Source organism: Priestia sp. TRN 1309 (genome assembly GCF_050846875.1).
Lineage (GTDB): Bacteria > Bacillota > Bacilli > Bacillales > Bacillaceae_H > Priestia > Priestia zanthoxyli.
Genome location: NZ_JBOZGM010000001.1, coordinates 599,696 through 624,849, shown reverse-complemented (window position 1 = coordinate 624,849; position 25,154 = coordinate 599,696). Strand labels below are relative to the sequence as shown.

General features: G+C 39.3%; 25 protein-coding genes and 1 riboswitch. Of the genes, 6 read left to right on the top strand and 19 right to left on the bottom strand.

Annotated elements, in window-relative coordinates; translation table 11 throughout:
* From ACRPLQ_RS03185 to ACRPLQ_RS03175, 3 genes are all read right to left on the bottom strand, one after another.
* Positions 1 to 201: a hypothetical protein gene (locus ACRPLQ_RS03185; protein ID WP_182029203.1), complete on the bottom strand. Its 201-nt coding sequence runs from the start codon at positions 199 to 201 to the stop codon at positions 1 to 3.
* An 18-nt stretch (positions 202 to 219) separates the two neighbouring features.
* A complete protein-coding gene (locus tag ACRPLQ_RS03180; RefSeq protein ID WP_034270507.1) occupies positions 220 to 567 on the bottom strand; it encodes a DUF2642 domain-containing protein in 348 nt (115 codons plus the stop codon).
* 254 nt (positions 568 to 821) lie between these two features.
* Positions 822 to 1,496: an NlpC/P60 family protein gene (locus tag ACRPLQ_RS03175; RefSeq protein WP_328140773.1), complete on the bottom strand. Its 675-nt coding sequence runs from the start codon at positions 1,494 to 1,496 to the stop codon at positions 822 to 824.
* Between the two features lie 185 nt (positions 1,497 to 1,681).
* On the opposite strand from ACRPLQ_RS03175, the gene ACRPLQ_RS03170 reads away from it, so the two are divergent.
* On the top strand, positions 1,682 to 2,971 hold the full coding sequence (locus ACRPLQ_RS03170; RefSeq protein ID WP_168761200.1) for a globin-coupled sensor protein: 1,290 nt from the start codon (positions 1,682 to 1,684) through the stop codon (positions 2,969 to 2,971).
* Between the two features lie 40 nt (positions 2,972 to 3,011).
* Here the strand turns inward: ACRPLQ_RS03170 and ACRPLQ_RS03165 are convergent, their stop codons facing one another.
* From ACRPLQ_RS03165 to ACRPLQ_RS03155, 3 genes are all read right to left on the bottom strand, one after another.
* Positions 3,012 to 3,542: an HTH-type transcriptional regulator Hpr gene (locus tag ACRPLQ_RS03165; RefSeq protein ID WP_028415001.1), complete on the bottom strand. Its 531-nt coding sequence runs from the start codon at positions 3,540 to 3,542 to the stop codon at positions 3,012 to 3,014.
* A 195-nt stretch (positions 3,543 to 3,737) separates the two neighbouring features.
* Entirely contained in the window at positions 3,738 to 4,601 is an 864-nt protein-coding gene (locus ACRPLQ_RS03160) for an RsiV family protein (protein ID WP_047749996.1), read from the bottom strand.
* The gene (locus ACRPLQ_RS03155; RefSeq protein WP_047749995.1) at positions 4,598 to 5,098 is read right to left on the bottom strand and encodes an RNA polymerase sigma factor; all 501 of its coding nucleotides are present in this window, start codon (positions 5,096 to 5,098) and stop codon (positions 4,598 to 4,600) included. Before ACRPLQ_RS03155 ends, ACRPLQ_RS03160 begins: the two co-directional genes overlap by 4 nt.
* A gap of 159 nt (positions 5,099 to 5,257) precedes the next feature.
* Here ACRPLQ_RS03155 and ACRPLQ_RS03150 point away from each other — a divergent pair, with 159 nt between their 5' ends.
* Positions 5,258 to 6,667 (top strand): polysaccharide deacetylase family protein, encoded by a 1,410-nt coding sequence (locus tag ACRPLQ_RS03150; RefSeq protein WP_432235664.1) that lies wholly within the window; start codon positions 5,258 to 5,260, stop codon positions 6,665 to 6,667.
* A 28-nt stretch (positions 6,668 to 6,695) separates the two neighbouring features.
* Here the strand turns inward: ACRPLQ_RS03150 and ACRPLQ_RS03145 are convergent, their stop codons facing one another.
* From ACRPLQ_RS03145 to ACRPLQ_RS03135, 3 genes are read right to left on the bottom strand one after another with little or no spacing between them, the layout of a single operon-like run.
* Positions 6,696 to 7,811 carry a GerAB/ArcD/ProY family transporter gene (locus tag ACRPLQ_RS03145; RefSeq protein WP_028415005.1) on the bottom strand — a complete coding sequence of 372 codons (1,116 nt, stop codon included), beginning with the start codon at positions 7,809 to 7,811 and terminating at the stop codon, positions 6,696 to 6,698.
* 17 nt (positions 7,812 to 7,828) lie between these two features.
* Positions 7,829 to 9,058, bottom strand: a complete 1,230-nt coding sequence (locus ACRPLQ_RS03140) for a Ger(x)C family spore germination protein (protein ID WP_034270528.1) — start codon at positions 9,056 to 9,058, stop codon at positions 7,829 to 7,831.
* On the bottom strand, positions 9,048 to 10,670 hold the full coding sequence (locus tag ACRPLQ_RS03135; protein WP_432235663.1) for a spore germination protein: 1,623 nt from the start codon (positions 10,668 to 10,670) through the stop codon (positions 9,048 to 9,050). Before ACRPLQ_RS03135 ends, ACRPLQ_RS03140 begins: the two co-directional genes overlap by 11 nt.
* A gap of 157 nt (positions 10,671 to 10,827) precedes the next feature.
* On the opposite strand from ACRPLQ_RS03135, the gene ACRPLQ_RS03130 reads away from it, so the two are divergent.
* Both ACRPLQ_RS03130 and ACRPLQ_RS03125 read left to right on the top strand, forming a co-directional pair.
* Positions 10,828 to 11,061, top strand: coding sequence for a hypothetical protein (locus ACRPLQ_RS03130; protein WP_028415008.1), 234 nt, complete (start codon positions 10,828 to 10,830; stop codon positions 11,059 to 11,061).
* A 167-nt stretch (positions 11,062 to 11,228) separates the two neighbouring features.
* Positions 11,229 to 12,401, top strand: coding sequence for a hypothetical protein (locus tag ACRPLQ_RS03125; protein WP_367076882.1), 1,173 nt, complete (start codon positions 11,229 to 11,231; stop codon positions 12,399 to 12,401).
* A gap of 50 nt (positions 12,402 to 12,451) precedes the next feature.
* Here the strand turns inward: ACRPLQ_RS03125 and ACRPLQ_RS03120 are convergent, their stop codons facing one another.
* The 4 genes from ACRPLQ_RS03120 to ACRPLQ_RS03105 form a co-directional block, all read right to left on the bottom strand.
* Entirely contained in the window at positions 12,452 to 13,885 is a 1,434-nt protein-coding gene (locus ACRPLQ_RS03120; protein ID WP_165636147.1) for an amino acid permease, read from the bottom strand.
* A gap of 230 nt (positions 13,886 to 14,115) precedes the next feature.
* On the bottom strand, positions 14,116 to 15,015 hold the full coding sequence (gene rocF, locus ACRPLQ_RS03115; protein WP_034270538.1) for an arginase: 900 nt from the start codon (positions 15,013 to 15,015) through the stop codon (positions 14,116 to 14,118).
* A 391-nt stretch (positions 15,016 to 15,406) separates the two neighbouring features.
* Positions 15,407 to 17,485, bottom strand: coding sequence for a gamma-glutamyltransferase (gene ggt, locus ACRPLQ_RS03110; RefSeq protein WP_432235662.1), 2,079 nt, complete (start codon positions 17,483 to 17,485; stop codon positions 15,407 to 15,409).
* 409 nt (positions 17,486 to 17,894) lie between these two features.
* A complete protein-coding gene (locus ACRPLQ_RS03105; RefSeq protein ID WP_028415012.1) occupies positions 17,895 to 18,392 on the bottom strand; it encodes a tetratricopeptide repeat protein in 498 nt (165 codons plus the stop codon).
* 173 nt (positions 18,393 to 18,565) lie between these two features.
* Here ACRPLQ_RS03105 and ACRPLQ_RS03100 point away from each other — a divergent pair, with 173 nt between their 5' ends.
* Complete coding sequence (locus ACRPLQ_RS03100; protein WP_016765201.1) at positions 18,566 to 18,652, top strand: YjcZ family sporulation protein; 87 nt, start codon at positions 18,566 to 18,568, stop codon at positions 18,650 to 18,652.
* 189 nt (positions 18,653 to 18,841) lie between these two features.
* On the opposite strand, the gene ACRPLQ_RS03095 is transcribed toward ACRPLQ_RS03100, so the two are convergent.
* The 4 genes from ACRPLQ_RS03095 to ACRPLQ_RS03080 form a co-directional block, all read right to left on the bottom strand.
* The gene (locus ACRPLQ_RS03095) at positions 18,842 to 18,922 is read right to left on the bottom strand and encodes a YjcZ family sporulation protein (RefSeq protein ID WP_016765202.1); all 81 of its coding nucleotides are present in this window, start codon (positions 18,920 to 18,922) and stop codon (positions 18,842 to 18,844) included.
* A gap of 327 nt (positions 18,923 to 19,249) precedes the next feature.
* Positions 19,250 to 20,569 (bottom strand): TrkH family potassium uptake protein, encoded by a 1,320-nt coding sequence (locus tag ACRPLQ_RS03090; RefSeq protein WP_098999629.1) that lies wholly within the window; start codon positions 20,567 to 20,569, stop codon positions 19,250 to 19,252.
* Between the two features lie 3 nt (positions 20,570 to 20,572).
* Positions 20,573 to 21,232 carry a potassium channel family protein gene (locus ACRPLQ_RS03085; RefSeq protein ID WP_098999628.1) on the bottom strand — a complete coding sequence of 220 codons (660 nt, stop codon included), beginning with the start codon at positions 21,230 to 21,232 and terminating at the stop codon, positions 20,573 to 20,575.
* A 124-nt stretch (positions 21,233 to 21,356) separates the two neighbouring features.
* Positions 21,357 to 21,501: riboswitch (cyclic di-AMP (ydaO/yuaA leader) on the bottom strand.
* Positions 21,502 to 21,616: 115 nt separating this feature from the next.
* The gene (locus ACRPLQ_RS03080; protein WP_028415015.1) at positions 21,617 to 22,075 is read right to left on the bottom strand and encodes a carboxymuconolactone decarboxylase family protein; all 459 of its coding nucleotides are present in this window, start codon (positions 22,073 to 22,075) and stop codon (positions 21,617 to 21,619) included.
* 120 nt (positions 22,076 to 22,195) lie between these two features.
* Between ACRPLQ_RS03080 and ACRPLQ_RS03075 the strand changes: the two genes are divergently transcribed.
* Entirely contained in the window at positions 22,196 to 22,651 is a 456-nt protein-coding gene (locus ACRPLQ_RS03075; protein ID WP_028415016.1) for an Lrp/AsnC family transcriptional regulator, read from the top strand.
* Between the two features lie 288 nt (positions 22,652 to 22,939).
* Here the strand turns inward: ACRPLQ_RS03075 and ACRPLQ_RS03070 are convergent, their stop codons facing one another.
* On the bottom strand, positions 22,940 to 23,842 hold the full coding sequence (locus ACRPLQ_RS03070) for a peptidyl-prolyl cis-trans isomerase (protein WP_432235661.1): 903 nt from the start codon (positions 23,840 to 23,842) through the stop codon (positions 22,940 to 22,942).
* Entirely contained in the window at positions 23,839 to 25,113 is a 1,275-nt protein-coding gene (locus tag ACRPLQ_RS03065; RefSeq protein ID WP_033579915.1) for a S1C family serine protease, read from the bottom strand. The genes ACRPLQ_RS03070 and ACRPLQ_RS03065 overlap by 4 nt, the downstream gene beginning before the upstream one ends.
* Positions 25,114 to 25,154: the final 41 nt, after the last annotated feature.

Sequence of the window (25,154 nt, the reverse complement as noted above, 5' to 3'; positions counted from 1 at the left end):
TCACTCAACTCCGCTGAAAATTCGAACATACGTGATGGCTACTAGTGGAATGGTTACGTCCGTTGGCTCACCATATGAGCTTGATGTACGCACAACAGCCGCTGCGTCCGTAACAGCAAGCAGTGTTCCATTAATAACGTCAATAACTGTGATGATTTGCACAAATGAGCCAACATTTTCTCGTAATGTATCTTGAAACATACTTTTCTCTCCTTTCGTTTAAGCACCTTGAATAGTAACAATGCTTGTAAATGGAAGTAATACCGTTGATGTTGGAGACTCTACTAATTCTAAATAATCATCTCCTACAAATGTCACAACACCTTCTAGTGGACCAGCCGTTGTTTCAATCACAACTTCTTTCCCGATATACTGCTCGGCAATTTTTTTAAAAGGTGATTCTTGTGATTCTTTAATAATACTTATTACGTATTCTTTAAACGTGTCAGAATAAACGACTTCTTCTACTGCTTTCTTTGTGTTTTCCTGAATAAATTCAGCAAATCGATTTGAAAACAACAGGTGTTTTATCTTTTCTACATAGCGACGGTAACAACAAAAAAACATAAAGTTTGTTCCTCCTTTTTATACTGTTATCCCTTCAAATTACCTACAACAATTGACGTAACCTAAGAGATTACTTTATCAATATATACAAGCTCTGTCGTAAAGGTGACAGAACTTTTGTCGTATTTTCATACAAATACGCACATGACTAGCCCATTTTACACAGGATCCTTGTTACCTAGTCCTGTTGAAACGAAAACAAAAAAAAGACAAAGCTCCTAAGCTTTGTCTTTTCTTATCTATTAAATGAAGAATCAGTTGACTGCAATACGCTTTGCTCCTATATAACGCTCTTTCCAATAGCTTGAATTTTTATCGCTAATTGTAACGCCTTTAGAAGACGATGCGTTAATAAACTGCCCGTCTCCAAGATAAATGCCTGCATGAGAAGGACCTTCTTTGTACGTTTCAAAGAAAACAAGATCTCCTACCTGCGGTTCACTTACATTTTCACCTGCTTTATAGATATCTTCGACCGTTCTTGGAATATCAACGCCTACGCTTTCTTTATATACATACTGAAGATATCCGCTGCAGTCAAATCCCGAAGGTGTAGTGCCGCCCCATTTATACGGGGTGCCCATTAAGGATTTTGCTTTGCTGATTACTTTATCCGTATTCACTTCTGATTCGCCTTCTACAACGCCGCCTTTACCTAATGCATTGTATGTATTCTCTCCAACAATTCCATCTGCTTCTAGGTTATGTTTCTCTTGAAAAGCTATAACCGCTTTTTTTGTTTCATAATTAAAATAACGCGATACTTCGCCTTTTAAAAATCCTTTATCTTTTAACACCGTTTTAACTTGTTCAACATCATCATTTGTCATCCCTTGTTTTAAAACCGTGTCGCCAAACGCAGCATGTCCCATTGCCGGACTTGCAAATAAAGCTCCTCCTACAAGAAGCGCCGATAGCATTTTTTTCATTTCGTTTCCTCCCCGAATCATGTTTTAAGCACCGTACAACCATAACATCTGCGGATAACAATTCAATTAATAGAAGATAACAATTTGATAACAATCTTTTTAAACAGCCTCAACTCTTGGACGTAAAACGCCGAAATATAAGAAGAAGAGAAAAACAACTATTCTAGCAAATAAAGGTGATAAACATGAATTGGTTTAAACGAAACAACGTGCACCCCGAAGCCGCGGCTGTCGAATCCATCACTGTAAAGCTTCATGTATCGGACCCGATGATAAAAAAGCAGATTAACATGATTTCCTTAACGGCAGAGGATCTCGAACGCATTGCCAGATTTCAAGTTCACGCGCTGAACGCCATCGAAGAAATCGTGAATGATTTTTATAAAGCTATTGGCGAACAGGCTCATTTGGTTGCGATTATCGAAAAGCACAGCAGCGTCCATGCATTAAAACAAACGTTAAAACAGCACATCTTAGAAATGTTTGATGGACAAATAGACGACGCTTTTGTGGTAAAACGTCAAAAAATTTCCAAGATGCACGTTAAAATTGGACTTGAGCCAAACTGGTATTTGTGCGCATTTCAAAATTTATTTACGTCGCTTCTTTCAGTATGTGAACGTACGATGGAATCAAAAGAAGAATGTCTAGCTTTTATCGCAAGTATGACAAAGCTTATTAGTCTAGAACAGCAAATTGTGTTAAAAGCCTATGAGCTTGAATATGACGAGCAGCGCGCTGGACTTCAGACTCAAAAAGAGAAAATTCAGCTAGAAATCTCTCGTACATCATCTATCCTTTCTTCGTTATCTGAAGAAACGAAGAAATTTATGAATCAAATGCACAATCAGTCTTCTGACGTCGTTTCTTATGCAAACAAAAGCTCCCAATTGGCAGAAGTCATTGAGAAAGAATCCGTTACGAGTCAAGCAAAATTAAAAGAAGAACAAAACATGCTTGGAAGCATACAAAAAAATACGTCGCTCATTCAAAACAAAATGAAAACGCTCGAACATACATCACAGCAAATCCATCAAATCGTTTCGATTGTTACTTCTATTGCGGAGCAAACGAATTTATTGGCATTAAACGCTTCGATTGAGTCTGCTCGAGCAGGTGAGCATGGAAAAGGATTTGCAGTGGTAGCACAGGAAGTACGGAAGCTTGCAGAAGAAACGAAGAAATCGATTTCTAATATTTCTACTTTTATCGGAGACATTCAAAAACAAATCGAAAGCGTTTCGGCGTTAGGTGGAGAAGTCGCTACATTAACAAAAGATACGGCTGACAACATGAACAACATTACTTCTTTTTTTACGAACGTCCTTAGCATAACAACCGAGAACAAACAGCAAACCGTTCTAACAAAAAAAGAGCTTGATAAAATCGCTGACGCAATGAAGCAGCTATCTCTGCGGATTGAGAAGATGGCCCATTCCTCAGAAGAACTTGAACGGTTAACTGAAAAAAGTTGATATGCAAAAAAGCCTTCTCAGCTTGCACAAGAAGGCTTTTTTATTTTTTCAAGCTAGCGGGCTCTTGAGAAGAACGTTCAATAAACTGGACAAAATCATCTCCGTATATACTTCGAATCAGAGCGGTCAGCTCAACAAAGTCAGGCAGCTCTCCGTAAACATCTCGCAGCGGCATCGCTCCTTGAAACAAAGGATTTTCAAGAGGGTTATAATCCTCGATCGTTTTTAAAAACATCTTTTTTCCTTCTTCTGTGAGCTGCACGTATGTATTCCGCTTATCTTTCTCATTTTTAGAAAGGGTAAGATAGCCCCGCAGGTGCAATTTTTTTGCAAAGTTAAAAGCTGTGGATAAATGCATGACGCCTAGCTTTGAAATGTCGGTCATCGACGCAATTTCCAGCTGATAAGCAATCCCTAAAATGTGATGCTCATTAATGCTCAGATCGTACGGCTTAACCCACTGTTCCCAATCCTTTTCAGTAGACTTCCAAAGAGCTTTGCTTACTTGCATCACAAGCTGATTAAACAGCATGGCATCTTTAATCGTATCTTGATTTAACGTGCGTTTCACCTCTTCACTTCCTCTCTAGAAATGCAACCGTTCACATCATTTGTCCCTAAGACTTTATAAATAAAAAAATGAAAATATATACAGAATATTATACATGATTGCTTATATATTTCAACTTATTTTGCATAAAAATAAATTTAAACGTTTCTTTATGTAAAAAACCAGACGTGAACGTTCAGTGTTCACGCCTGGTTTTTAATGAATATACCGTTTACCAACTAGAAGGTTTGAAATAACGTCTGTTGGAATTTCAAACTCAATGTTTCCCATATATCCTGGAGCGACTTTGTATTTATCAAATACAATTCTAAGCTTGTGATCTTTTGTAATGTAGAAGCTTTGATTTTCAGCAATCTCTTTAAAAGGATCCATATCTTCTTCAGTCAGCCAGTAGATTTTGCCTTCTTCATGCTTCATTTGATCTTTCATTTGCTGTTTAATATTTTCACTAATGACCTTTATATAGCTTTTATCTTTGAACAAACTTGGAAGCGTAATGAGCACTTCGTGTTTTTTATCAATCGTGTCGTACTGATTAACGCTCGACGTTGAAGCTCTCGATTCTTCCACATATCGATGAACCACAAGCAAATCATCGGTATCCGTCATAATATCATAGCCGCTGCTGACAGCCACGTTTCCTTTCTCTTCTTTTCGTAATGTTTTCATCTCTTTTTTAAACTGTTCATACAGCTGTTCATTTTCTTTTATATACTTTTCATTTAAGCTTGTTTGAAGACCTTTGTTTTCCAAGCCTGAAATCGATGGTGTTTTCACGTCAATACGAGAATGCTTTTCTTCTTGTTTCAGTTCCTCAAATGTAATTACTTCTACTACTTTTCCCAGTACAGGAATTTTTGCCATTGCATTTGCCGCATCTGGACTTACATTCACCGTTGTGATAAAAATCATCGCTGCTGCCGCAATCGAGCTCGGCCAAATATAGAATTTCTTTTTACGAGGGTGTGAAGAAAGTGCCTGTGCAACAACACCATCTAATTCGTCTGGAATAGGAATGTCATGATACTGCTTCTTTAACTTTTCTATTTTTTCATTCATTGTTCTAAGTCCTCCTCCGTCATCGTAATCCGCAACAGGTTCAACGCTCTGTATAGCCTTGTCTTTACTGTATTTACATTTTCCTCAATGATTTCCGCAATTTCGTCCATTTTTAAATCTTCGAAAAACCGCAGAATAATAATGGTCTTATATTTAACCGGCAGCTGATCCATTGCTTGTTTTAAATCAATATCTTCATACTGATCTTCACGTCCGCTGCTCAGATACTCAAGCTCTTCATCGCCCATAAGCGTTAAACGTTTATGCTTACGCAGGAAATCGATTGCCGTTCGTACAACAATTTTATAAAGCCAGCTTTTAATCGATTGAATATCTTTGATACTGTCTATTGAAATGAGTGCTTTTTTAATCGATTCTTGCACAATATCAAGCGCATCTTCTTGATTTTTTACATAGCTAAAGGCAAGCCGGTAAAAATCTGCTTTATGCTCGGTTATGCATGCTACGAGCATCTGATGTGCATCGTGTTTTTTCATTGTCTTTCATACCCCTTCTATTTTCTCTTGCTGAAGTACATCTATAAGGTAGACGGAATGAGTAGAAAAATAGTTTGGTTTTTTTAAAAAAAAGTAAAACTAAATGATGGTCTCATGCGTCTATTAGGTAGATATATACAAAAAGGGGAATATTACTACATGAAAACCATGGGCTACAAACGTATTTTGACACTGCTTGGATGCTGTATTTTGTTTCTTGGTACAGCAGGGTATATCGTCAAAGCAAACAGTACAGAGAAAAAAACGGCAAGTATTCAAACAGATCAAACCTATCCAGACGTTGAAATTCAAACGCTAGTTAAGGACCTTACCGACGGAGGCTATGCCATTAGCTACCCTTCCTTTGGTAAAAAAGAAATTGATCAATCCATTCAAGCTTACGTAACAGATCAAGTGGCACACTATGAAAAAAAGCTGAAGAAGCAGTCAAAAAAGAAAAAATCTGAATTAACGATTACATATAAAATCGTCCATTACAGCAAGCAAACGCTAAGCGTTGTCTTTGATGAATATGAATCTATAAATGGAGAGAAAGGAACGTCTTCTCTCAAAACCTTTACATTTGACCTGCCTGCTCAAAAACAAATGACGTTAAAAGATTTATTTAACGAGAATGCAAACTATTTAGATCGCCTTTCGGCTATTTCATATGCTGAATTAAAAAAACAAATGAAAAAAGTTGATTTTGACCCGGGCCTTCAAAAAGGAACTCAGGCAGCCAATCAAAATTTCAGTCAGTTTGCGCTGCTTGAAAACAGTATTGTGATCTACTTTAAGCCTTACCAGCTAGGTGCTGAACAAACGAAAACCAAAACAATCGCTATCCAAAAAGATTTATTTAAAGACATGCTGAGTGATGCTTACAAAGACGAAGCAGCAAATAAAAATAAAGTCAAAGAAACGCCTCCAAAACATATCGTTAACGAAATACCGCAGCAAGGAGCGCCTATTGATCCAACTAAAAAAGTCGTTGCGATGACCTTTGATGATGGACCTAACCCTGCATCTACCAATGTGATTTTAGATGGATTAAAAGAAGTGAACGGACACGCTACCTTTTTTGTGTTAGGAAGCCGCGTTCAATATTATCCTGAAGCAATCGAACGTATGGTGAAGGAAGGCAACGAAGTCGGAAATCACTCTTGGGATCACCCTCAGCTCACACGTCTAAATGAAGCGCAGGTCAAACACCAAATAGGCGATACCCAAGCGCTTATTAAACAAGTGAGCGGCTATGAACCAATGCATATACGTCCTCCTTATGGAGCTGTGAACGCAAATGTAAGACGTTATGTTGGAAATGTTGGCGTGACTCTATGGGATATCGATCCTGAAGACTGGAAATATCGAAACGTTCCTCACTCCGTTCAAGCAGTTATGAGCCAAGTGGGAGACGGAAAAGTTATTTTAATGCATGATATTTACCAAACAAGTGCCGAAGCAGCAGTTGAAATTATGAAGCAGCTTCACGCACAAGGATATCAGCTTGTTACGATTTCACAGCTAGAACAAGTAAAAAAAGAGCGGGAACAGCTGCACTTGCAGTAGAGGATCGCAGACGAATGCGCTGCAGCCATTAGGATGGCTGCAGCGCTTTTGTTTTTTTTATGCGATGTTTAATAAAGGCTATACAGAGCAGCGTAAGCGGAATCACTACGTGAAAAGGGATAAAAAGTAGCACCGGCATAATCGTTAAGCCTTCTTTTAAATGCTCTTGAAAATTACTTGCAATCGTCAGAGAAAAAAATAAAATCACCGTGCCAACAGGATATGTCAGCGCAGAAGGTCGTTTTACCTTAAACAGCGTGGAAAGCCCCACAATTACCGCGTAAAAAAAGACGCTGATTTTAACAAACCCTCCAATGACTAACGCAATCATAAAAAACACGTCTAGCCGCTCTAAAAAATCAGCTACTCTAATGCTCTCTACCGTACTTAAAAGCGGAAAGACCGACCTGTTAGTCAACCCTATCCCTAATACACTCACGTTAATCGCCATGGTGATTGCTAAGTTAATGCCGCTTAGTACAATACCGCAAAGGCCTACAAGCTTTACTTTTTTAGGATCTTTTACATATGGAAAAATCATCGTAAACACAACAGCTTCTCCATACGGAATATACAGAGTCTGAGTGGCGACTGTTTTTAAAACCGGCCAAATCCCATCTCCAAGTATTGGTTTTAAAGAAGTAAAATCAATTAATCCTGAAACAAAAATAAGCACAAATCCTGCTACAGCCAAGATATACATCAAAATAAACATGAGCTCTCCTGCCCGAGCCACTACTTCAAGTCCTTTGTGCACGGTATAAATAATCAACAGCATCAACATCGCGTTCACGACAAACAAAGGACTGTCGGGGTAGCCAAATGTCAGCAGCATTTCTCCAAAATCACGAAGTACGCGAGCGGCAGCATATGAAAAATGAAGCAAATATAAAAAAGCAAGTGCAGATCCCAAGACTTTCCCTAGCAGCTTTTGCATGTATTCTGTCGGCAGCATGTTAGGATAGTACCTATACAGCCGGTAGTAAATGAGGTAAAGCAATAAGCTCCCAAACATACCGAGTAAAATAGCAAGCCAGGCGTCTTGTTTTGCATCCATTGCAAGCGGAATGAGCAATGCGCTTCCATGTTCAAAAAGGACGATTAAAATAAAAAACTGCACAGAGCTAATTTTCACTTTTTCCACTCATTGCTCCCTCCTGTTTACTGGCGTTGTTTTACCGCATCAGACATAAACGACTTGTTTCGCAAACCTGCTCGTCTTACATACGCTTCTACTTTCACATCCATCTCCACTTCAGGAAAATACACATCGCTCCACTCATGCTGAAGCCTTTTCCACTGCCTCGGATAATTTTCGTGCACGACTTCTCCAAATCCCACAACGTCCGTCTGTTTTTTTTGAACAAAAGCAAACGCTTCTTTTATTTCGTTTTCAATCGCTGCTTCTATTTTTTTTTCAATATCAAGAATCACAAATGGATTTTTAATATCTACAGGTACTTCCATTTCACCAATATCTCCTTCTACTCTAGTTCGTACAATCATCTTTGGTTTGCCGTTTACCATATTTGCACTCACGTTTGTTCGCTGACGGACGACTTGATAAGCAATAGCTTTCTTTTTATCTTTCCATGAAATATTCACATCTGTTCCCTGCACTTTATCCCGCAGCCACATCACGCCTCGCGCTTTTTTTCCATATAAAAATGTAATCAGCTTCCCATCTTTAAACATGCCGAGTCCTTCTGCACGAAGAGTCGATTCAGGAGCAGTTTGCTGAAGATTTTGCAGCGTTTGGGCTTTTTGAGCGCTACCTCTTATTCCAAACCCTGACATCAGCGCTTGACTTCCCGGGGATTCAAGGTTTTTCATAACTTCTTGAGCCGATACTTTCATATGTTCTCCCCACTTTTGTTCGGTGAGCTCCAGCGTTTTAAGGACTTTATTAGCTGGAATTTTATCAATTGGCGTAAGAGATTTTACAAAACTGGAGGCTTTTACGCCGTTTGCAATGACCATATCAGATGTAATTCGAAATTCCGGATCTCGGTCAATGCCATCAATAATGACATCAATGCCCTCCGTTCTCGCTAGGCTTTCTCCGATAACAATTAAGTTTGTATGAGCGTAGTACAGTCTTCTTGATACCGTGCTCGATGCTCTTCTGCTTGCTTCCACTAAGTTTGCGCCTTTTGCTCCGTATACGGAAACAGACGGACTTTGGGTACCACCCCCGCCGCCTTGAAGACCGCCGGCTACGTTACCTGGATTAATAATTTGCAGCGTGATTTGATACTGACCATCTTTTGTTTTATCAATTCCCATCGCTGCGACAATCGCTAAATCGGTTAATTCCTTACTGCTCCAGCAGCTTGAAAGGATGCAAATCGAAAATGCCATAACTGTACATAAAAGCCCTTTACGCATCACTTTGATCGCCTTCTTTCACCGTAGTGTTTGCCATTCCCCGGCTTTTAGGAGGCATTGGGCGCTGGTTGTCTCCTTCTCTCACCATATTTCCACTACTGATGAGCCTTGGTCTTTGTCTAAGCGTCCACCACGGCATGCGAACAATGGTATCACCTGAATTGCTCGGAATAAATGGAGCAAGAGGCGTCATGTATGGAACACCGAATGAACGAAGACTGCAGAGATGAACAATCATCATTAAAAAGCACAGGATAATGCCATAAAACCCGAAAGTAGCCGCTGCAATCATAAAAACAAAGCGAATGAGCCGAGCAGAAATCGCAATGGCAAATGAAGGCGTCGCAAAGCTTGCAATCGCCGTCATCGCTACAACAATAACCATCGCTGGAGATACAATCCCTGCTTGAACCGATGCTTGCCCAATCACGAGCGCTCCTACAATTGAAACTGCAGAACCGATCGCCCTTGGAAGTCGAATACCAGCTTCTCGCAAAATTTCAAATGTGACTTCCATAATGAGCGCTTCAACCAAGGAAGGAAACGGAACATCTTCCCGCTGTGCAGCAATGGCGATGAGCAGCTTCGTCGGAACCATTTCTTGATGAAAAGTTGTGATCGCTACATACGTAGCCGGTGCAATCAGTGAAATAAAAAAAATAAGAATGCGTAAAAAACGAATCGACGTGGCAATATCAAAGCGTGAATAATAATCTTCAGGAGACTGAAAAAACTGAATGAAGACAGCAGGTGCAATCAGCACGAATGGCGTTCCGTCTACAAAAATCGCAATACGCCCTTCTAAGAGATTTCCTGCAACAATATCGGGACGCTCCGTGTGATACATTGTAGGAAAAGTAGTGTACGTTTGGTCTTCAATAAGCTGCTCTACATAGCCTGATTCTAAAATGCTATCGATATTAATTTGGTTAAGACGCTTCTTTACTTCTTTTACGATTTTGTCATTGGCAATCCCATTAATGTACATCATTGAAACGTCTGTCTGCGTTACTTTCCCAATCTTCATCGTTTCTACCCATAAGTCAGGCGATTTGATAATTCGCCTGACCATGGGCATGTTTTTAGCAATCGATTCCGTGAACCCTTCCTTAGAACCCCGAACGACAAGCTGTGTAGTCGGTTCTTGAATGGAACGCCACTCCCCGCCTTTCGTACCTGCACTCATCGCATGGTTGTTTCCATCTATCAAGATAAGCGTGTCTCCTGACATCAAGGCGGGAAACACTTCACTCCACGTATGTAAAATCGCAATGTCTCCAATTCCTACTACATCTTCTTTTAATAACGTAAAAGCATTTTGAGGTGTTATTGGTTCAGAAAACACGCCATCTTTCATCATGGTGTCTACTAAAAGCTCTTGGATAGACTGATTGTCTACAATTCCGTCTATATAGATAACAGCGGCTTGAATGGCTGCCCTTTCCCCAATTTTTATATAGCGGATCACCATATCCGAGCTGTTCCCCGTTCGCTTTTTTATGTTAGCTATATTACCTTCAAGCGACTGCATCAGCAGTTCTTGTTCCTCTGGTAGCGAACCTTCTGTTTCCTTTTTATTGTCTTTGCTTTTTTTATTTTTAAATAAAGAAGGCACGATTAAAAACACCTTTCTTTTCTTTTTTTTAGCTTTTTCCAAATAAATGCTTTGTATGCAATTTTTAATAGAACAATCAAAGCGTAAGACCAAAAAAATAACAAAAACTATCAGTAGAATGTTTTTAAGAAAAAAATAAAAACGGAGAGTGAGACATATGAAAATCGTTTGGATATCAGCTTTGCTGTTAGGATGCTTAATGGGATTTTCTATCGGTGTGGATATGATGCAAGGATTTAGTTTTTCCATGGCCTTGCAAAATGCCTACAGTCCGTTTCGTGTTATGGAGTTTGCTGAATTATTTGTCCTTTTTTTCCTTTTGTTCTGTTTTGTAGTTGAAGTATTTTACCGCTCATTTAAAGTAAAAAAAGCAAAACAGCAGCAAAAATAAAACTCCGTAAAAAACACATATTTCTCCTTTTTACCACCTATTCTCCTTTCCATTTAAATGTTATAATTTTCATAATTGGAGAAACTTTTACACGCCTTTCTTCATGGAAAGCTGTACGCTTAAACTACAAAATAAATATTAACTTTGAACTAAAAGGTGAAGAAATGATGAAAAAAAAATTAGCCGTTATTAGTACAGCTTGCTTACTTATTCTTGCAAGTGACCCCATCTCTTCTTATGCTACTCCTGATTCCCCGGATTCCTCTTCCGATGTTTTGGACCAGTCAACGGACGTGGATACAACTGAAGATGTAAAAGCTATTTTTGACTCTCTCTATCAAGAAGGCTATTCGCTCGGAGAAGAAGATGGATACGCACAGAAAAAATTCGAGCAGTTCGATCAAACAACAGGACTGGACAAATCTTCTGAAGAATTCACGTGGTTTATGATGGGGTATACGGTAGGATATAAAAAAGGACAGCAGCAAAAAGAGGAAGAACTCAAGACTGAACAAGAAAATGAAATGGCTGCCGGCGAAGAGGAAGGCTATCAGCAAGGCGTCCTTGATTACAAACATGCTACTATTCAATCGGAAATCGACCCTTTCCCTTCTAAGTCATCCGACTGGAATAAAGGTTATGTTCAAGGCTACAAAAAAGCTATTTCTTTAATGGACCTATCTGTTAAAGCAAAAAAAGAAGGCTATGAACAAGGTCTTGAAAATGATTCGATGAGTGTTCCCAGCATGTATGATGATGAGGATGTCACACGTCAGGCTTTTACAGAAGGCTTTGAAACCGCTCAAGCCGAAGTACTGAATCAGCAAAAAAAGCAGTTTGAAAAGCAAGGCTACGTACAAGGCTATCACGACCTTCCACTCGAAGTACCTGCAGAAGCAGAGGGCGAATTGCAAACAGCCTTTGAACAAGGATATGAAAAAGGACAGAAACAAAAACAAAAAAACGTAAAAGCAGATGGATACGACTCAGCTTTCACTTATCAGACCTATAGAGCGCCTAAAAGTCTTCAGGACAAGCCTCAACTAGAAAAATGGTACAAAGCAGGTTTTTATTCGAATAAAGATGTGAAATCTTTACAGCAAAAAGCTTATAAAGACGGCTGGAAACTAGGAAAAGAAATGAGCGTTCCGAAAAAATACAAGCAAAATAAAGCTGCGGTGGCGATGTACAAGAAATATTTTGAACAAGGCCAAAAAAAGCAGGATAAAACAGTGAGTCATATCCTGCTCGGCAGCGGTATCGTTCTTACACTGCTTGCCCTTATCACGCTATGGAGACTTCGTCGCCGTAAAAATGAAGAGACAACACCAGATAGCTAAAGACAAGTACATAAAAAACCCGGAAAATCATGATTTTCCGGGTTTTTATGTTAAATAATCATTCGTTTATTTTCCGCAAGCTGAACTTCTTGCTCCTGTTTTGACTGATTTTGTTTTCGAATTTTCAAATAATAATAAACATAGCAGCCTATAAAGAAGATACCTCCGCAGTATAGCGCCATTCGCTGCTCAGGATCAAACGCAAGACTGATCATAACAATACAGTTCGTAATAAGCGCTACGATAGGCAGAACCGGATAAAGAGGTGTTCTAAATTTCAGATCTTCTACTTTTCCACCTTTAGCCACGTAAGCACGACGGAACGCAAGCAGTGAAGCTGTAATCGCAATCCAGCCAATTTGAGCGCCAAGTCCAGCGAGTGAAATCAGCCATACGAAAACGGTTTTAGCTGCCACTACGCTTGAAAGCAGCGAAAAACATGAAATCACAAGCGTAATTAATAGTGCATTAAACGGTACACCTCTTTTGTTGACTTTTCCAAGCGCAGGACTTGCCATTCCTTCTCTTGAAAGAGAATAAAGCATACGTGTAGCCGCGTAAAACCCAGAGTTTGCGACTGAAAGAAGAGCTGTTAAAATGATAAAGTTCATAATATCCGCCGCGTAAGGTACACCTACACTGTCTAACACAACAACAAACGGGCTTTCTACAACGCCTGCTTTTTCACGAGGAATCATACTTGCTAAGACAAACACGGATAAGACGAAAAAGAAAAGCGTACGCCAAACCGTTTGCTTGATCGCTTTTGGAATTGTTTTTTCCGGATTTTCACTTTCTCCCGCCGCAATTCCAATCAATTCTGTTCCTTGAAACGAAAAGTTCACCGTAATCATTGTAATCAGCAAAGCCGTTACTCCATTTGGAAACAGCCCTTCGGCAAAGAAGTTTGATAAAAGCGGTGCTTCCTGTCCGCTTTTCATATCAATGAATCCAAACATTGCGGCTCCGCCTACAACAATAAACATAATGATGGCGAAAATTTTAACGCTTGAAAACCAAAATTCTGTTTCACCAAATGCTTTAGCTGAAAGTGCATTTAGTGAAAAAATTAACGCTCCAAAAATGGCGCACCATAACCAAACAGGCGAGCCTGGGAACCATCTTTGCATTAACTGTCCGGCAGCTAAAAACTCAAGTGCAACCGTTACTGCCCATCCTAGCCAGTACAGCCATCCAATCGCAAAACCGGTTGCAGGGCCTATAAATTTAGTGGAGTACGTTTGAAACGATCCTGCAACTGGCATAGCAACGGATAATTCTCCAAGACACAGCATCGTTAGATACATAATGATCCCTCCTACTAAGTAGGAAATCATTGCTCCCATCGGACCTGCTTCATTGATGGTATAACCTGACCCAAGGAAAAAACCGGTACCAATACATCCCCCTAGTGATATCATAAAAAGATGCCTTGTTTTCATCGTTCTTTTTAATTCTCCTGGCTGTCCCTGTGGAATATTCATCCCATTTCCTCCCTTTGCTGCACAAAAATGAAATCGCTTTCATTTTTTTAGGTTTATTTTGTTTTTATAGCCGCTTATTACGCAGCTCTTCCTGACTGAAGTCAATTGATGCCGGATGATTTTCAAATGGCGCCACCCCCGTAGCGAGGATGGCAGCCGCTTAGTCCTGTATGACCGTTTCTTGGATCATAAAAGATTTTCTCCACACGATACCTGTAAGTAGCTTTTTCTTATAAAAGCTTATCGCCAAACAATGAACTCATTAACGCAACCGCTACTTCTGCAGTTTTGTTATGCTGATCTAAAATGGGGTTCACTTCTACAAATTCAGCAGATGTCACCATGTCTGCTTCCGCTAACATTTCCATTGCTAAATGACTTTCTCGGTAGCTGATGCCGCCTTTTACAGGTGTACCTACGCCTGGTGCATCATCTGGATCTAAGCCGTCCAAGTCCAGCGACAGGTGCACACCGTCTGTACCGCTTAAATAATCAATCGTTTCTTTCATCACTTGCGTCATACCTAAACGATCAATTTCATGCATGGTATACACTTTAATTCCTTTTTCTTTAATTAACTCTTTTTCACCATCATCCAACGAGCGTGCACCGATAATAACTAGATTTTCAGGTTTAATTTTTGGTGTATACCCTCCAATATTTAAAAGTACAGGATGTCCTATACCCAGGCTCACCGCTAACGGCATGCCGTGAATGTTGCCCGATGGAGATGTTTCAGCGGTGTTTAAATCACCATGAGCATCATACCAAATAACGCCTAAATTTTCTGAACCTTTCGCGACTCCTGCAAGCGTTCCAATTGCAATACTGTGATCTCCGCCTAATATTAACGGAAAGCGGTCTTGCTCTTTCACTTCTTCAACTCTTGCAGCAAGCTGTTCATTTCCGCTGGCTACAGCCGCTAAGTTTTTCAAATTCGTATTTTTATCCACGTCTGCCCGTTCTTTAATCTCTACTTTAATATCGCCTTCATCATGTACGGTATAGCCAAGAGCTTCTAAGCGTGTATTCATGCCCGCATAGCGGATTGCGCTCGGCCCCATGTCTACGCCCCTTCTTGTTTGCCCGTAATCCATTGGTACACCGATAATTGAAATTTCTTTTTTCATTTTCTATACCTCCGTTGCATGTTAGTCTGTGTGAAGTAAACATAGGCGTTTATTTAACTATGTATTTTTTCATTGATACAGCCCCTCATCTATTTCTTATGCAAAAATGATGCCAACTTTGTTTGTAGCATTCTATCAGTCTTTTTATCACAGTTTTTCTTACACATGCCAAAAAAACTGTCGATTTCTACAACTTTTTGGCAAACTACGCAAATTTTTTTGTCGTTTGGTTTAAAATCGCCAATTTTATTTGCTTTCTTAAAAAGGAGTGAGCCAATATATAAATGAAACCTACGTTTACCATCGCAATAAAAAATCCGAACGCTTTAGATTCTCTATCAAGAATCAAACGCGTTCGGATCTTCCTTCAACTAAGCTACTTTTATCCCATTTAATTTGTAATAACGTCTCCGTCTTCATCATCGCCGGTATCGTTTTCACCAGGATCTTTTTCTAATGAGACTACTTTCTTTTCTTCATCCCATTTCACTTTGTAGCCAAGTGATTTGGCTACTTTGATAACCGATAAATAGGAGTGGTGATTTGGCTTATACAGCTTTAAATCACTCGAATCAATGACGCCTAATCCTAGCAGCAGGCGGTCGGACTGAACGTAAGGCTTTCCATCAATCAGTTTTACTTGCTTATCAGTAAATGGATACACGGCACGGTTGACTTCGACCGTAAACTCTCCTTTTTTCTCTTCTTTAATTGGTTTTGGCTGTTTGGATACATATTTAATTGCGTCTACTCCTAATACCGTGCCTTGGCGCGTATTATCAGCACCTCCGTACATTTTCCCCGTTTCATAGTCATAGATAACCGCTTGGACATTTCCAATATGCTCTGGCTTTTCTTCAAACGCATGTCCTTTAGCCATCATTTCAAGGAGTGTATCTTGGCTAAAACCAGGTTCCCATCTTACGGTTGGATAGCCGCCTGAATAAATACGAGGCGTTAAAATCGCTTTTTGAATCGGCATCTTATGGTCAATAACATTCATAATCGTTTCTGCTACAGACGCAATAATGGTTGGGCCTCCCGGTGAACCAATTGCCATGAACGGCTTTCCGTCTTTTAACAGCATCGTTGGAGACATGCTGCTTCGAGGACGTTTTTTAGGCTCAACCTGGTTCACGCCTCCCGGAGTGGCATCAAAATCCGTCATTTCATTGTTGAGCATAAATCCGTAGTCAGGAACCATAATTCCTGAACCAAAAACTTGTTCAATGGTAGTCGTGTAAGAAACCATGTTTCCCCATTTGTCTACAACAGAGAAATGAGTCGTTTGGCCGATTGGATTTTCTTCCGTTATCGTTGCTTTATTTGGATTTTCTTTTCCTTCATATTTCCAAGGGTCTCCTTCTTTAACATTAGGCGTTGCTTTATTTGGATTAATTAATTTACGACGTTCTTTAATATAATCTTCATCTAACAGGCCTTTTTTCGGCACTTCGTAAAAGTCTTCATCTGCCATATACGCCGCTCGGTCCGCAAAAGCTAAGTGCATCGCTTCCGTTAAATGCTGCAAATACTGTGGCGTATTGGAACCCATTTTTTCTACATCATAACCTTCCATTAGCTTTAAAATTTGCTGCACGGTTAATCCGCCGGAGCTAGGAGGAGCCGCACTAACCACATCGTAGCCTCGGTAAGTTGTTTTGACCGGCTCGCGTTCTTTTACAACATAATTTTTTAAATCATCCATGGTCATGCTTCCATCGCGTTTTTGAACTTCTTTAACAAGCGCTTTTCCAATTTCTCCTTTATAAAGAGCGTCTGACCCTTCTTTTTGAATAAGCTTTAATGTTTTCGCAAGATCAGGCTGAACAAGCTTATCTCCTTCTTTTAACGGCTTGCCATTCGGTACAAATACATTACCGGCCGTTTGGTATCTTTCAAGCTTGTCCGCATTTTCATCGATATACTGAGCCATCGACCAATTCACTTTAATTCCTTGTTCCGCTTGAGTAATAGCAGGTTTAATAACATCTGATAAGTCCATGGTTCCATAATCTTCAAGGGCTGTTTCTACTCCTTTTAACGTGCCAGGAACTCCAACTGCTTTTCCTGTTATGTGACGTTTACTGAAAGGAATGACTTTTCCTTTTGAATCTAAAAACAGCTTAGGCGTGACATCAGCCGGTGCCATTTCACGGCTGTCTAGCATCGTAATTTTATCTTTCTTTTTTTCATAAATCATCATAAAACCGCCTCCGCCGATACCAGACATCATCGGTTCCACAACGTTTAGAGATAGTTGAATGGCCGCTGCCGCATCTACAGCGTTTCCGCCTTCAGCTAACACTTTCCTCCCCGCTTCAGCAGCCAGCGGGTGAGATGCCGCTACAATTCCTTGTGTAGCACCCCGTTTCATTGAATGGTCGACACCCGGAACTTCAGCAGCAGCTGGTGTGACAATTAAACATAAACTAAATAACGTAATAGCCAACATCTTCATAACCTTCATCTGGGTCTCCTCCTTCAAATACATTATTTCACATCGCCTGAGACGATGGATTTCATAAAGAATAAATTGGTTTATTATGATATTTTTTACATATGCGTATAAATAAAAAGCAAAGTAAATCATACCTTTGCTTTTTTAGTTAATCGCATGTTTAACTTTTCTCTCTATTCATTTACAATTATCTATATTTTCTAACAATTTATCCATAGGCTGATAGTTTCTTACTATTTTTGGAACTATGTAGACTGAACGCTCTAATAATGTAGAAAATCTAGCAGTTAAGAAGTCGTTCGACTTACATGCACTTCTTAAATTTTTTATAAATATTCTTATTGTTATATAAAAAGCAATCCTTTATGAAAATCAGCATACGTTTTCTGAAAATCAAAAATAAAACAGGACTTTAGATTCATCGTCCTGTTTGGAGCATGTTTTCGACTTTTTTAATGTCCGCGTGCGTAGGATTGATTTCCCGAGCATAGGCGATTTGTTCTTTCGCTTTTTCCATTTCTTTTAATTGAATATAGGTTTTGGCGAGTTCGAGCGGCAGCATAATCCCTTCAAAACCAAGATCTTGCGCCTTCTGCAAATAAAACAGCGATTTTTCGTAATTCCCTCCAAACATGAGCGGAGTTTCCCGATATTTTATTCCTCGAACGAAGTGCGCCAAACTTGAAGATGGATTTAATGTTAATGCCTGATGAAGAGCCCGGTCCATTTCTAAGTTCAATACCATTTTTTCAAAGATAATTGATTCTTCAATTTGCTTTGCTAAACAAACGGCTAAGTAACAGTACAAATCAGATGCTTGAGGTTTTTTCTTCATTTCTTGTTGAATTTCGCGCTTGATCTCTTTCCACTTTCCCTCTTCTAGCTGATTCATGACGTATTGTGCATGTATTCCCACCTGTTTGCCCTCCTTTTCCTCTTTATCATAAAGGATTTCTGCGCAAATGAAAAAAGTAAGTGTTCTTCATTCTTCACAAAAAACGTTACCATTAAAAAATAGGCAAATTTCTCAATCACTTAACCCAATTAGTACATAGGATATAGAGACTTTTATTAAAGGAGGTTACACATATGGGCGCAAAAGGCGGTTTTGGTTTTTCATTTATCGTTGTTTTATTTATCCTATTAGTAATCGTAGGGTGTTCTTGCTACTACTAATTTCTAGAGAGGATGAACATCATTCATCCTCTCCTATTTCAAAAAAAACCATGCTTTCGCATGGCTACATACCGATTAGATGAATGAGTAGAGGAACTCATTGTTCGGCAATATTGAAGAAATTTTTGGTTTTTACTTCCGCCTAGTATGCCCTTTTTGACGGGGGCTATGCGCAAATAAAGTTAACGTTTAAAAGCGAAAGCCAGACGCACCTACAATAACAAGTAAAACAAATAACACAACGATTAACGCAAAATTTTGTTTTCCCACGTACCATCCCTCACTTCCTGTTATCTGCTTTTAGTGTATGCAACAGCTTGGCAAAATGTTTAGGACAGGGGTGCGGATTTTTCCAATGAGAAAAACCTTCAAATTTCGCCAAAAAAAGTGAATCATATTTTTGTTTCTTTCGTTATATATAGTAAGAGATTTTTTTACTATAAAAAAGGAGGGGCTTTAATGCGCCGACATTCCAAATTGCCCATTGTTCTTGTTTTTGCCTTCTTTTTATTCATCGCAACTGTTTTGTGCGTAACCTCTTATATGTCTTGAACGTATAAATAATATAAAAAAATCGCCTCATCGAAGGCGATTTTTCTATCCTAGCATTATATCTTCGTTTGGATAGCGAACGGCTTCACGCTTTTGCTTAGATAATGAAAACGCAAGGGTTAATGGCCCCACTTTTCCTAAAAACATGATAAAGATAATAATCACGCGTCCAAAGTATGAAAGCTCAGGAGTTGCTCCCATCGATAACCCCACTGTTCCAAACGCAGAAACCACTTCAAACATAATTTTTATAAACGGCAGGTTTTCTGAGATATTTAATAGAAAAATGGCCCCAAACACAAACATAATCGAAATCATCGTAATGGCTAGTGCCTTAAACACATGAAGAGGAAGAAGCCGTCTCTTTAACAGCACAATATCTTCCCTGCTTCGTAAAAATGCCCATACAGAAAAGACAATCACCACAAACGTTGTTAGTTTAATACCTCCTCCTGTTGACGCACTTCCTGCACCTATGAACATTAACATAACCATTAAAAATATAGTGGAATCATGTAGACTTCCTATATCGATACTATTAAAACCTGCTGTGCGTGTTGTTACCGCTTGAAAATAAGACGCCCACACTTTGTCTCCTAATGACAAACTTCCAAGTGTATGTGAATTGCCGTACTCTAAGAAAAAAATAAAAAGCATGGCAATCACGTTAATGGCAAACGTGCTGATAATCATAATTTTTGAATGCAGCGTTAGTTTTTTATACGATTTTTTTACCCACATATCAGCAAGAACGGTAAATCCTAACCCACCAATAATAAACAAAAAGGAAATCGTTATGTTAATAATAGGATCTCCTACATACTGAACTAAGCTGTCAGATAATAGTCCGAACCCTGCGTTATTAAAAGCTGAAATTGAATGAAACAAGCTAAAGAATAGCCCCTTAGACCATCCGAATTCCGGAACCCAGCGTATCGCTAAAAAGATAAGTGCAACAAACTCAATTAAAAATGAAAAGATAAACAGCCTTTTAACTAGCAGGACAACTCCGCCGACGCTCGTTTGATTTAATGCCTGCTGAACGAGCATACGCTCTTTAAATCCAATTTTTTTACCTAGCATCATAAAAATCAGCACGGCAAATGACATAATGCCAAGACCGCCTATTTGAATTAACAGCATAATAATCGTTTGACCGATGACGGTAAAACGCGTACCTGTATCTACGACGGCTAAGCCGGTCACTGTCATAGCGGAAGTAGATGTAAAAAGGGCGTCTACCCACCTGATTGGCTCAGTAGTAGAAAAAGGCATCATTAATAAAAGAGCACCAATAATAATTCCTCCGCCAAAAATGGAGACAAGCAGCTGCGGCGGCGTAAGCCTAACAATTTTTTTTTTCATAAGTTAAACTCCTTCTTCTTCAAAACGGTTTAAATCGCGATTATGTCCGATAACAATCAGCATATCTCCTTGTTCAATTGTTTCATGCGCCGTAGGCGAAATCACCATTTCCCCGTCTTTTCGCTGAAAACCGATGATATTACAGCCGTACTTTGCACGAATATTTAAATCAAACAGCGTTTTATTATGAAGTTTCTTAGAAGCGACAATTTCAACAATACTATAGTCTTTAGACAGTTCAATATAGTCAATAATTTTTTCTGACACCACGTGATGAGCAATCCGCTTCGCAATATCGCGCTCAGGATGAATGACTTTGTCCGCTCCTATTTTCTCCAGCACTTTTTGATGATACATATTCACCGCTTTTACCCATACTTGCTTAACGCCCATATCTTTTAAAAGCATCGTTGCAAGCACGCTTGCTTCAATATCGTCTCCAAACGAAATAAGAGCATGATCAACGTTACGAATGCCTAGCCCTTTTAAGCTAGCTTCATCAATTGCGTTCGCTTGCACGACATATGTAGCTGAGTTGCTATATTTCTTTACTACCTCCTGATTGCGGTCAATAGCGAGCACATCCACATCCAAATTAGCAAACTCTTCAACCAAACTGCCTCCAAAACGACCTAATCCCAATACAGCAAACTGTTTTTTCATAATGTATTTATTCCTTTCTTCAACTGCTGTGTGTTCTCTTAGCTTATACTTTTTCTAAAAAATTACATGTTTTTCTTAAAAAAAGCGCAAAAAAACACAGGAAGGCTCCTGTGTTTTTTCACACTCTTCCCCCTCAAAACGCTTGCGAAGTTAGCTGTCGGGTTCGGGTTTTAAGAGTAACCCTACCTTTTTAAGGATTCACCCCGGAGCACAATATGTGCGTAAATAATGGGTCCTCCGCTCCGTAATGGATTAAGCGATTTTTATTCAAATGTCTATGATCTATTTTTTAGAATAATCGATTCGATTCATGATACGTTTCACTTCACGAAAGCTATCTTACTCCTGTGGATTTTGTCTGTCAAGATATTTTTAGGGAAGACATCACTTGCGCTGCAAACTGCAAAAATCATATAAATCTAAACTGACAATCAGTTTGTGAAATTGATCAAACAAATTAATAACGGCCAAAAGCTCTAATAGCTGCGTATCACTGTAAAATTTCTTTAATTGATCCATATCAGCATCCGTCAAATCCCTTGGACGCACTCGGTATACATCTATAAATCGAAACAGCAGTCGATCTTTTTCTTCCAGCTCTTTTTCTCTTAACACTTTTTGATTAAGCGTCTTATCGCCTACATATGACATGCTCATACACGTCTCACAGCCGTTAACACCTGCTAGATAAAGCCTGATTTTTTCCTTAGTCTCTCTTTTTACTATATCACTGTTCCAAAGCTTGTCGTATAGCTCATCATACAACCTTTTTACATCTGGAATTAAATTCAGTGCTTTTTCAAAATTTGTTCCCTCTTCGTTTGTTAACAAAACTCTTGCCATTTTTTACTCACTCCTTTTTAATTATTATAGTAAGAAAAATGGAGATTTCAGATAACAAATAAAACATATTATCTGCTATTACTAATCAAATGAAACATTAATATGAAAGAAGGTTTCCAATTGAAAATTGATGAAATTGATTTATCGATTTTGCAGGCACTGCAGCAAAACAGCCGTCTTTCCTTAAGAGAGCTAGGAAAACAAATTAACCTGTCTCCTCCTTCAGTGGCAGAGCGAGTAAGACAGCTAGAGAGCTTTGGTATTATAAAAGGATATACAATCGATATTGATTATGAAAAGCTGCAGTTGCCCGTCTCGTGTTTTATTGAAGTAACCATGAAAAACGGAGAGCACGAGCGTTTTAAACGATTTATTTCTCAGTATCCCTATGCTTTATTCTGTGAACGCATCGCCGGACAGGCTTGCTTCATTACAAAGCTTCAGCTTCCTCACCTGCACGTACTCGAGCAATTTATTAACGAAATTACACCTTATGCCAAAACGATTTCACACATCGCCCTTTCTCACGTGGAGATGTCTTCTGCATTATTGAGTCATTTAAAAGATGAAAAGTGATTGAAACATACGTTCACCGTACTAACGAAAAGATCCGAACGATTCATCGTTCGGATCTTCTTTCCACTAAACTACTTCTGTCCTAGCCTCTTTTATTCGTCCAAAAGCATAAAAAATAACCCTCCAAAGCTGGAGGGTATAAATTTTCCGAATAATGAAAGTTTTACAACTTCATTCTATCAGGTACCGACATTTCTGTCTACTTAAAAATGTAAAAGAGCTCTCTATTAATAGAAAGCTCTTTTACCTGCTTGTTTTTTGAAAACAATCAATCTATATAAAAGGGAACTACCTAAGGTTGAAAGTCACGTGAAACCTTGGCAGTTGATCCTGGATATACCGGTTGATATGATTCAAAACAAGTTCTTTCATCATTTCTTCTTTGACTTCTGATTCCGTTTTTTTATCTTTTTGTTTTAAAATAAGAATATAATAGACTTTACCCATTTTAATGGGCTTACTACACTCTCCGATGTGCTGTTTTTTTAAAACATCTATAAAAGAGGGAGATAGATTCGAAAGCTTTAGATTATCATCATTCTCTATTTTGCTGACGGTCTGGACATCAGCATATTTTTTTTGAACGTCTTGAAGCGATGTTCCTTTTTGCAGCTCAGCCGCAACGGTCTCGGCATCATGTAAAGTTGTAAAAGTTAGCTGCGAAAAAGATACGCGCGTTACATCATTCTCAATACGTGTATAGTAAGCGTCTAGTTCATCAGACGCAATTTGTTTACGGAAATATTCTTCTAATTTAAACTGATTTATTAGCTGTTTAGTTACATCGCTAGAACGAATGTGCAAGACTTCATAGCCTTGTTTTCTTGTATCTTCGTCATATGAACGTTTGATTTGTTTCCACATATCCTCGACTTTTTTCTGTACCGTGTCACTTGTCTTTAGATGCGAAATTAAGATTTTTTGCATGACAAGCTGCCGCAACAACTCTTTGCGGTAGCTTGTATCATTTAGCGGAGCATCGGGATTTAAGAACCCTTCAACTGCTAAAAAACGATTGAATTCAGCTCCTGTCACCTTTCCTCCTTCATACGCTGCCACTTCTTTAGCAGAAGATAGCTGACTAATTTCTACAGAAGGAAACATCGTGTTTGAATGCTTCCCTCCGCAGCCTGTTAAAAATCCGAACGCTGTTAATACTGCTAGCAGCAGCTTTAACGGTGCTGAACTCATCCATTGTTATCCTGCTGCTCTGAAAGCTTCAGAGAAATAGTTTGTTTTTTTCCATTTCGGTACACGTCTAATTTTACCGTGTCTCCTACTTTGCGTTTTGTGTATAGATATTGACGTAAATCACTGGATGTTTTGACTTCATTTCCATCGATGGCAACAATCACGTCTTTTGATTGTAAACCAGCATCAGAAGCAGAAGAGAATGGTTCAACCGTCGTTACGACAACTCCTTCAGACGTATCGCTTGTTAGGCCTAGCTGATCTTGTTTTGTTGCAGCTGAAAGCTGACCTACATCTTGAAGACCTACCCCCATATATGGACGCGTTATTTTTCCGTTTTTCATCAGCTGTTCAATTGTTGGCTGCACTTCATCACTTGGAAGAGCAAAGCCGATTCCTTCTACATTGTCTTCTGAAATTTTCATACTGTTGATACCAACTACTTCACCGGAAGAATTGATCAAGGCACCGCCGCTGTTTCCTGGATTAATCGCCGCATCCGTTTGAATTGCATCTACGTTCCAATTCTCTGAAATAGGGACAGAGCGTTTTGCTGCGCTCACGATACCTTGTGTGACCGTACGAGAAAATTGTTCACCAAGAGGGTTTCCGATTGCAAGAACCGTTTCACCCGCCACTAAATCTGATGATTTTCCGAACTTCGCCACTTGTTCAACATTTTTGTCGGACATTTCAAGCACCGCTAAATCCGTTAGCGCGTCAGCTCCGACAATTTTAGCTTTTTCTTTTTGTCCGTTTGAAAGTGACACTTCTACTTCGCTTGCGCCGTCAATAACGTGGTTATTAGTCACAACGTAGGCTTTTCCATTTTCTTTTTTGAAAATAACACCGGAACCCGTTCCTGCTTCTTGCGTTTGGGTATCTCCAGAAAATGGATTTGTTTGCTGTTGAATATTGTTCACGCCTACAACAGCAGCTGATACTTTATTTACAACTGAAACAAGATCTGACTGATTCACGGTTGTGCTTACTGTTCGAGGCGTTGTGCTCGTTGTTGTTGCCGTTTGAGTCTGCGTTGTTTGATTCGCTGTTTGCGTATCCGCTGAATCCATTAACCCTAGCTGCGGAGCGCCGTATAGCACAATTCCTCCCCCTAGCACTGCTCCCGCGATGGAAGATGCGATCACTGGAAATAAGCGTCTTCTTGGAGGCTGTGATGATGACGCAGGCTGATACTGATCGTAGCGCTGCTGGCGGTTTTCATATTCTTCTTTTCGTTCTTGCTCTCTTTCATAATCACGTGGATCCATGAAAAACACTCCTTTTAACGTAGCAAATTTTATGTTATCTA

Bases quoted from the DNA above. Each gene is read 5' to 3' on its own strand.
- ACRPLQ_RS03065 (WP_033579915.1), bottom strand. From the start codon at position 25,113: ATGGATCCACGTGATTATGAAAGAGAGCAAGAACGAAAAGAAGAATAT.
- ACRPLQ_RS03085 (WP_098999628.1), bottom strand. From the start codon at position 21,232: ATGAAAAAACAGTTTGCTGTATTGGGATTAGGTCGTTTTGGAGGCAGT.
- ACRPLQ_RS03155 (WP_047749995.1), bottom strand. From the start codon at position 5,098: ATGAAAAAACACGATGCACATCAGATGCTCGTAGCATGCATAACCGAG.
- ACRPLQ_RS03170 (WP_168761200.1), top strand. From the start codon at position 1,682: ATGAATTGGTTTAAACGAAACAACGTGCACCCCGAAGCCGCGGCTGTC.
- ACRPLQ_RS03120 (WP_165636147.1), bottom strand. From the start codon at position 13,885: ATGAATATTCCACAGGGACAGCCAGGAGAATTAAAAAGAACGATGAAA.
- ggt (WP_432235662.1), bottom strand. From the start codon at position 17,485: ATGAAGGTTATGAAGATGTTGGCTATTACGTTATTTAGTTTATGTTTA.
- ACRPLQ_RS03130 (WP_028415008.1), top strand. From the start codon at position 10,828: ATGAAAATCGTTTGGATATCAGCTTTGCTGTTAGGATGCTTAATGGGA.
- ACRPLQ_RS03080 (WP_028415015.1), bottom strand. From the start codon at position 22,075: ATGGCAAGAGTTTTGTTAACAAACGAAGAGGGAACAAATTTTGAAAAA.
- ACRPLQ_RS03100 (WP_016765201.1), top strand. From the start codon at position 18,566: ATGGGCGCAAAAGGCGGTTTTGGTTTTTCATTTATCGTTGTTTTATTT.
- ACRPLQ_RS03180 (WP_034270507.1), bottom strand. From the start codon at position 567: ATGTTTTTTTGTTGTTACCGTCGCTATGTAGAAAAGATAAAACACCTG.
- ACRPLQ_RS03175 (WP_328140773.1), bottom strand. From the start codon at position 1,496: ATGAAAAAAATGCTATCGGCGCTTCTTGTAGGAGGAGCTTTATTTGCA.
- ACRPLQ_RS03070 (WP_432235661.1), bottom strand. From the start codon at position 23,842: ATGAGTTCAGCACCGTTAAAGCTGCTGCTAGCAGTATTAACAGCGTTC.
- ACRPLQ_RS03160 (WP_047749996.1), bottom strand. From the start codon at position 4,601: ATGAATGAAAAAATAGAAAAGTTAAAGAAGCAGTATCATGACATTCCT.
- ACRPLQ_RS03125 (WP_367076882.1), top strand. From the start codon at position 11,229: ATGAAAAAAAAATTAGCCGTTATTAGTACAGCTTGCTTACTTATTCTT.
- ACRPLQ_RS03150 (WP_432235664.1), top strand. From the start codon at position 5,258: ATGAAAACCATGGGCTACAAACGTATTTTGACACTGCTTGGATGCTGT.
- ACRPLQ_RS03185 (WP_182029203.1), bottom strand. From the start codon at position 201: ATGTTTCAAGATACATTACGAGAAAATGTTGGCTCATTTGTGCAAATC.
- ACRPLQ_RS03090 (WP_098999629.1), bottom strand. From the start codon at position 20,569: ATGAAAAAAAAAATTGTTAGGCTTACGCCGCCGCAGCTGCTTGTCTCC.
- rocF (WP_034270538.1), bottom strand. From the start codon at position 15,015: ATGAAAAAAGAAATTTCAATTATCGGTGTACCAATGGATTACGGGCAA.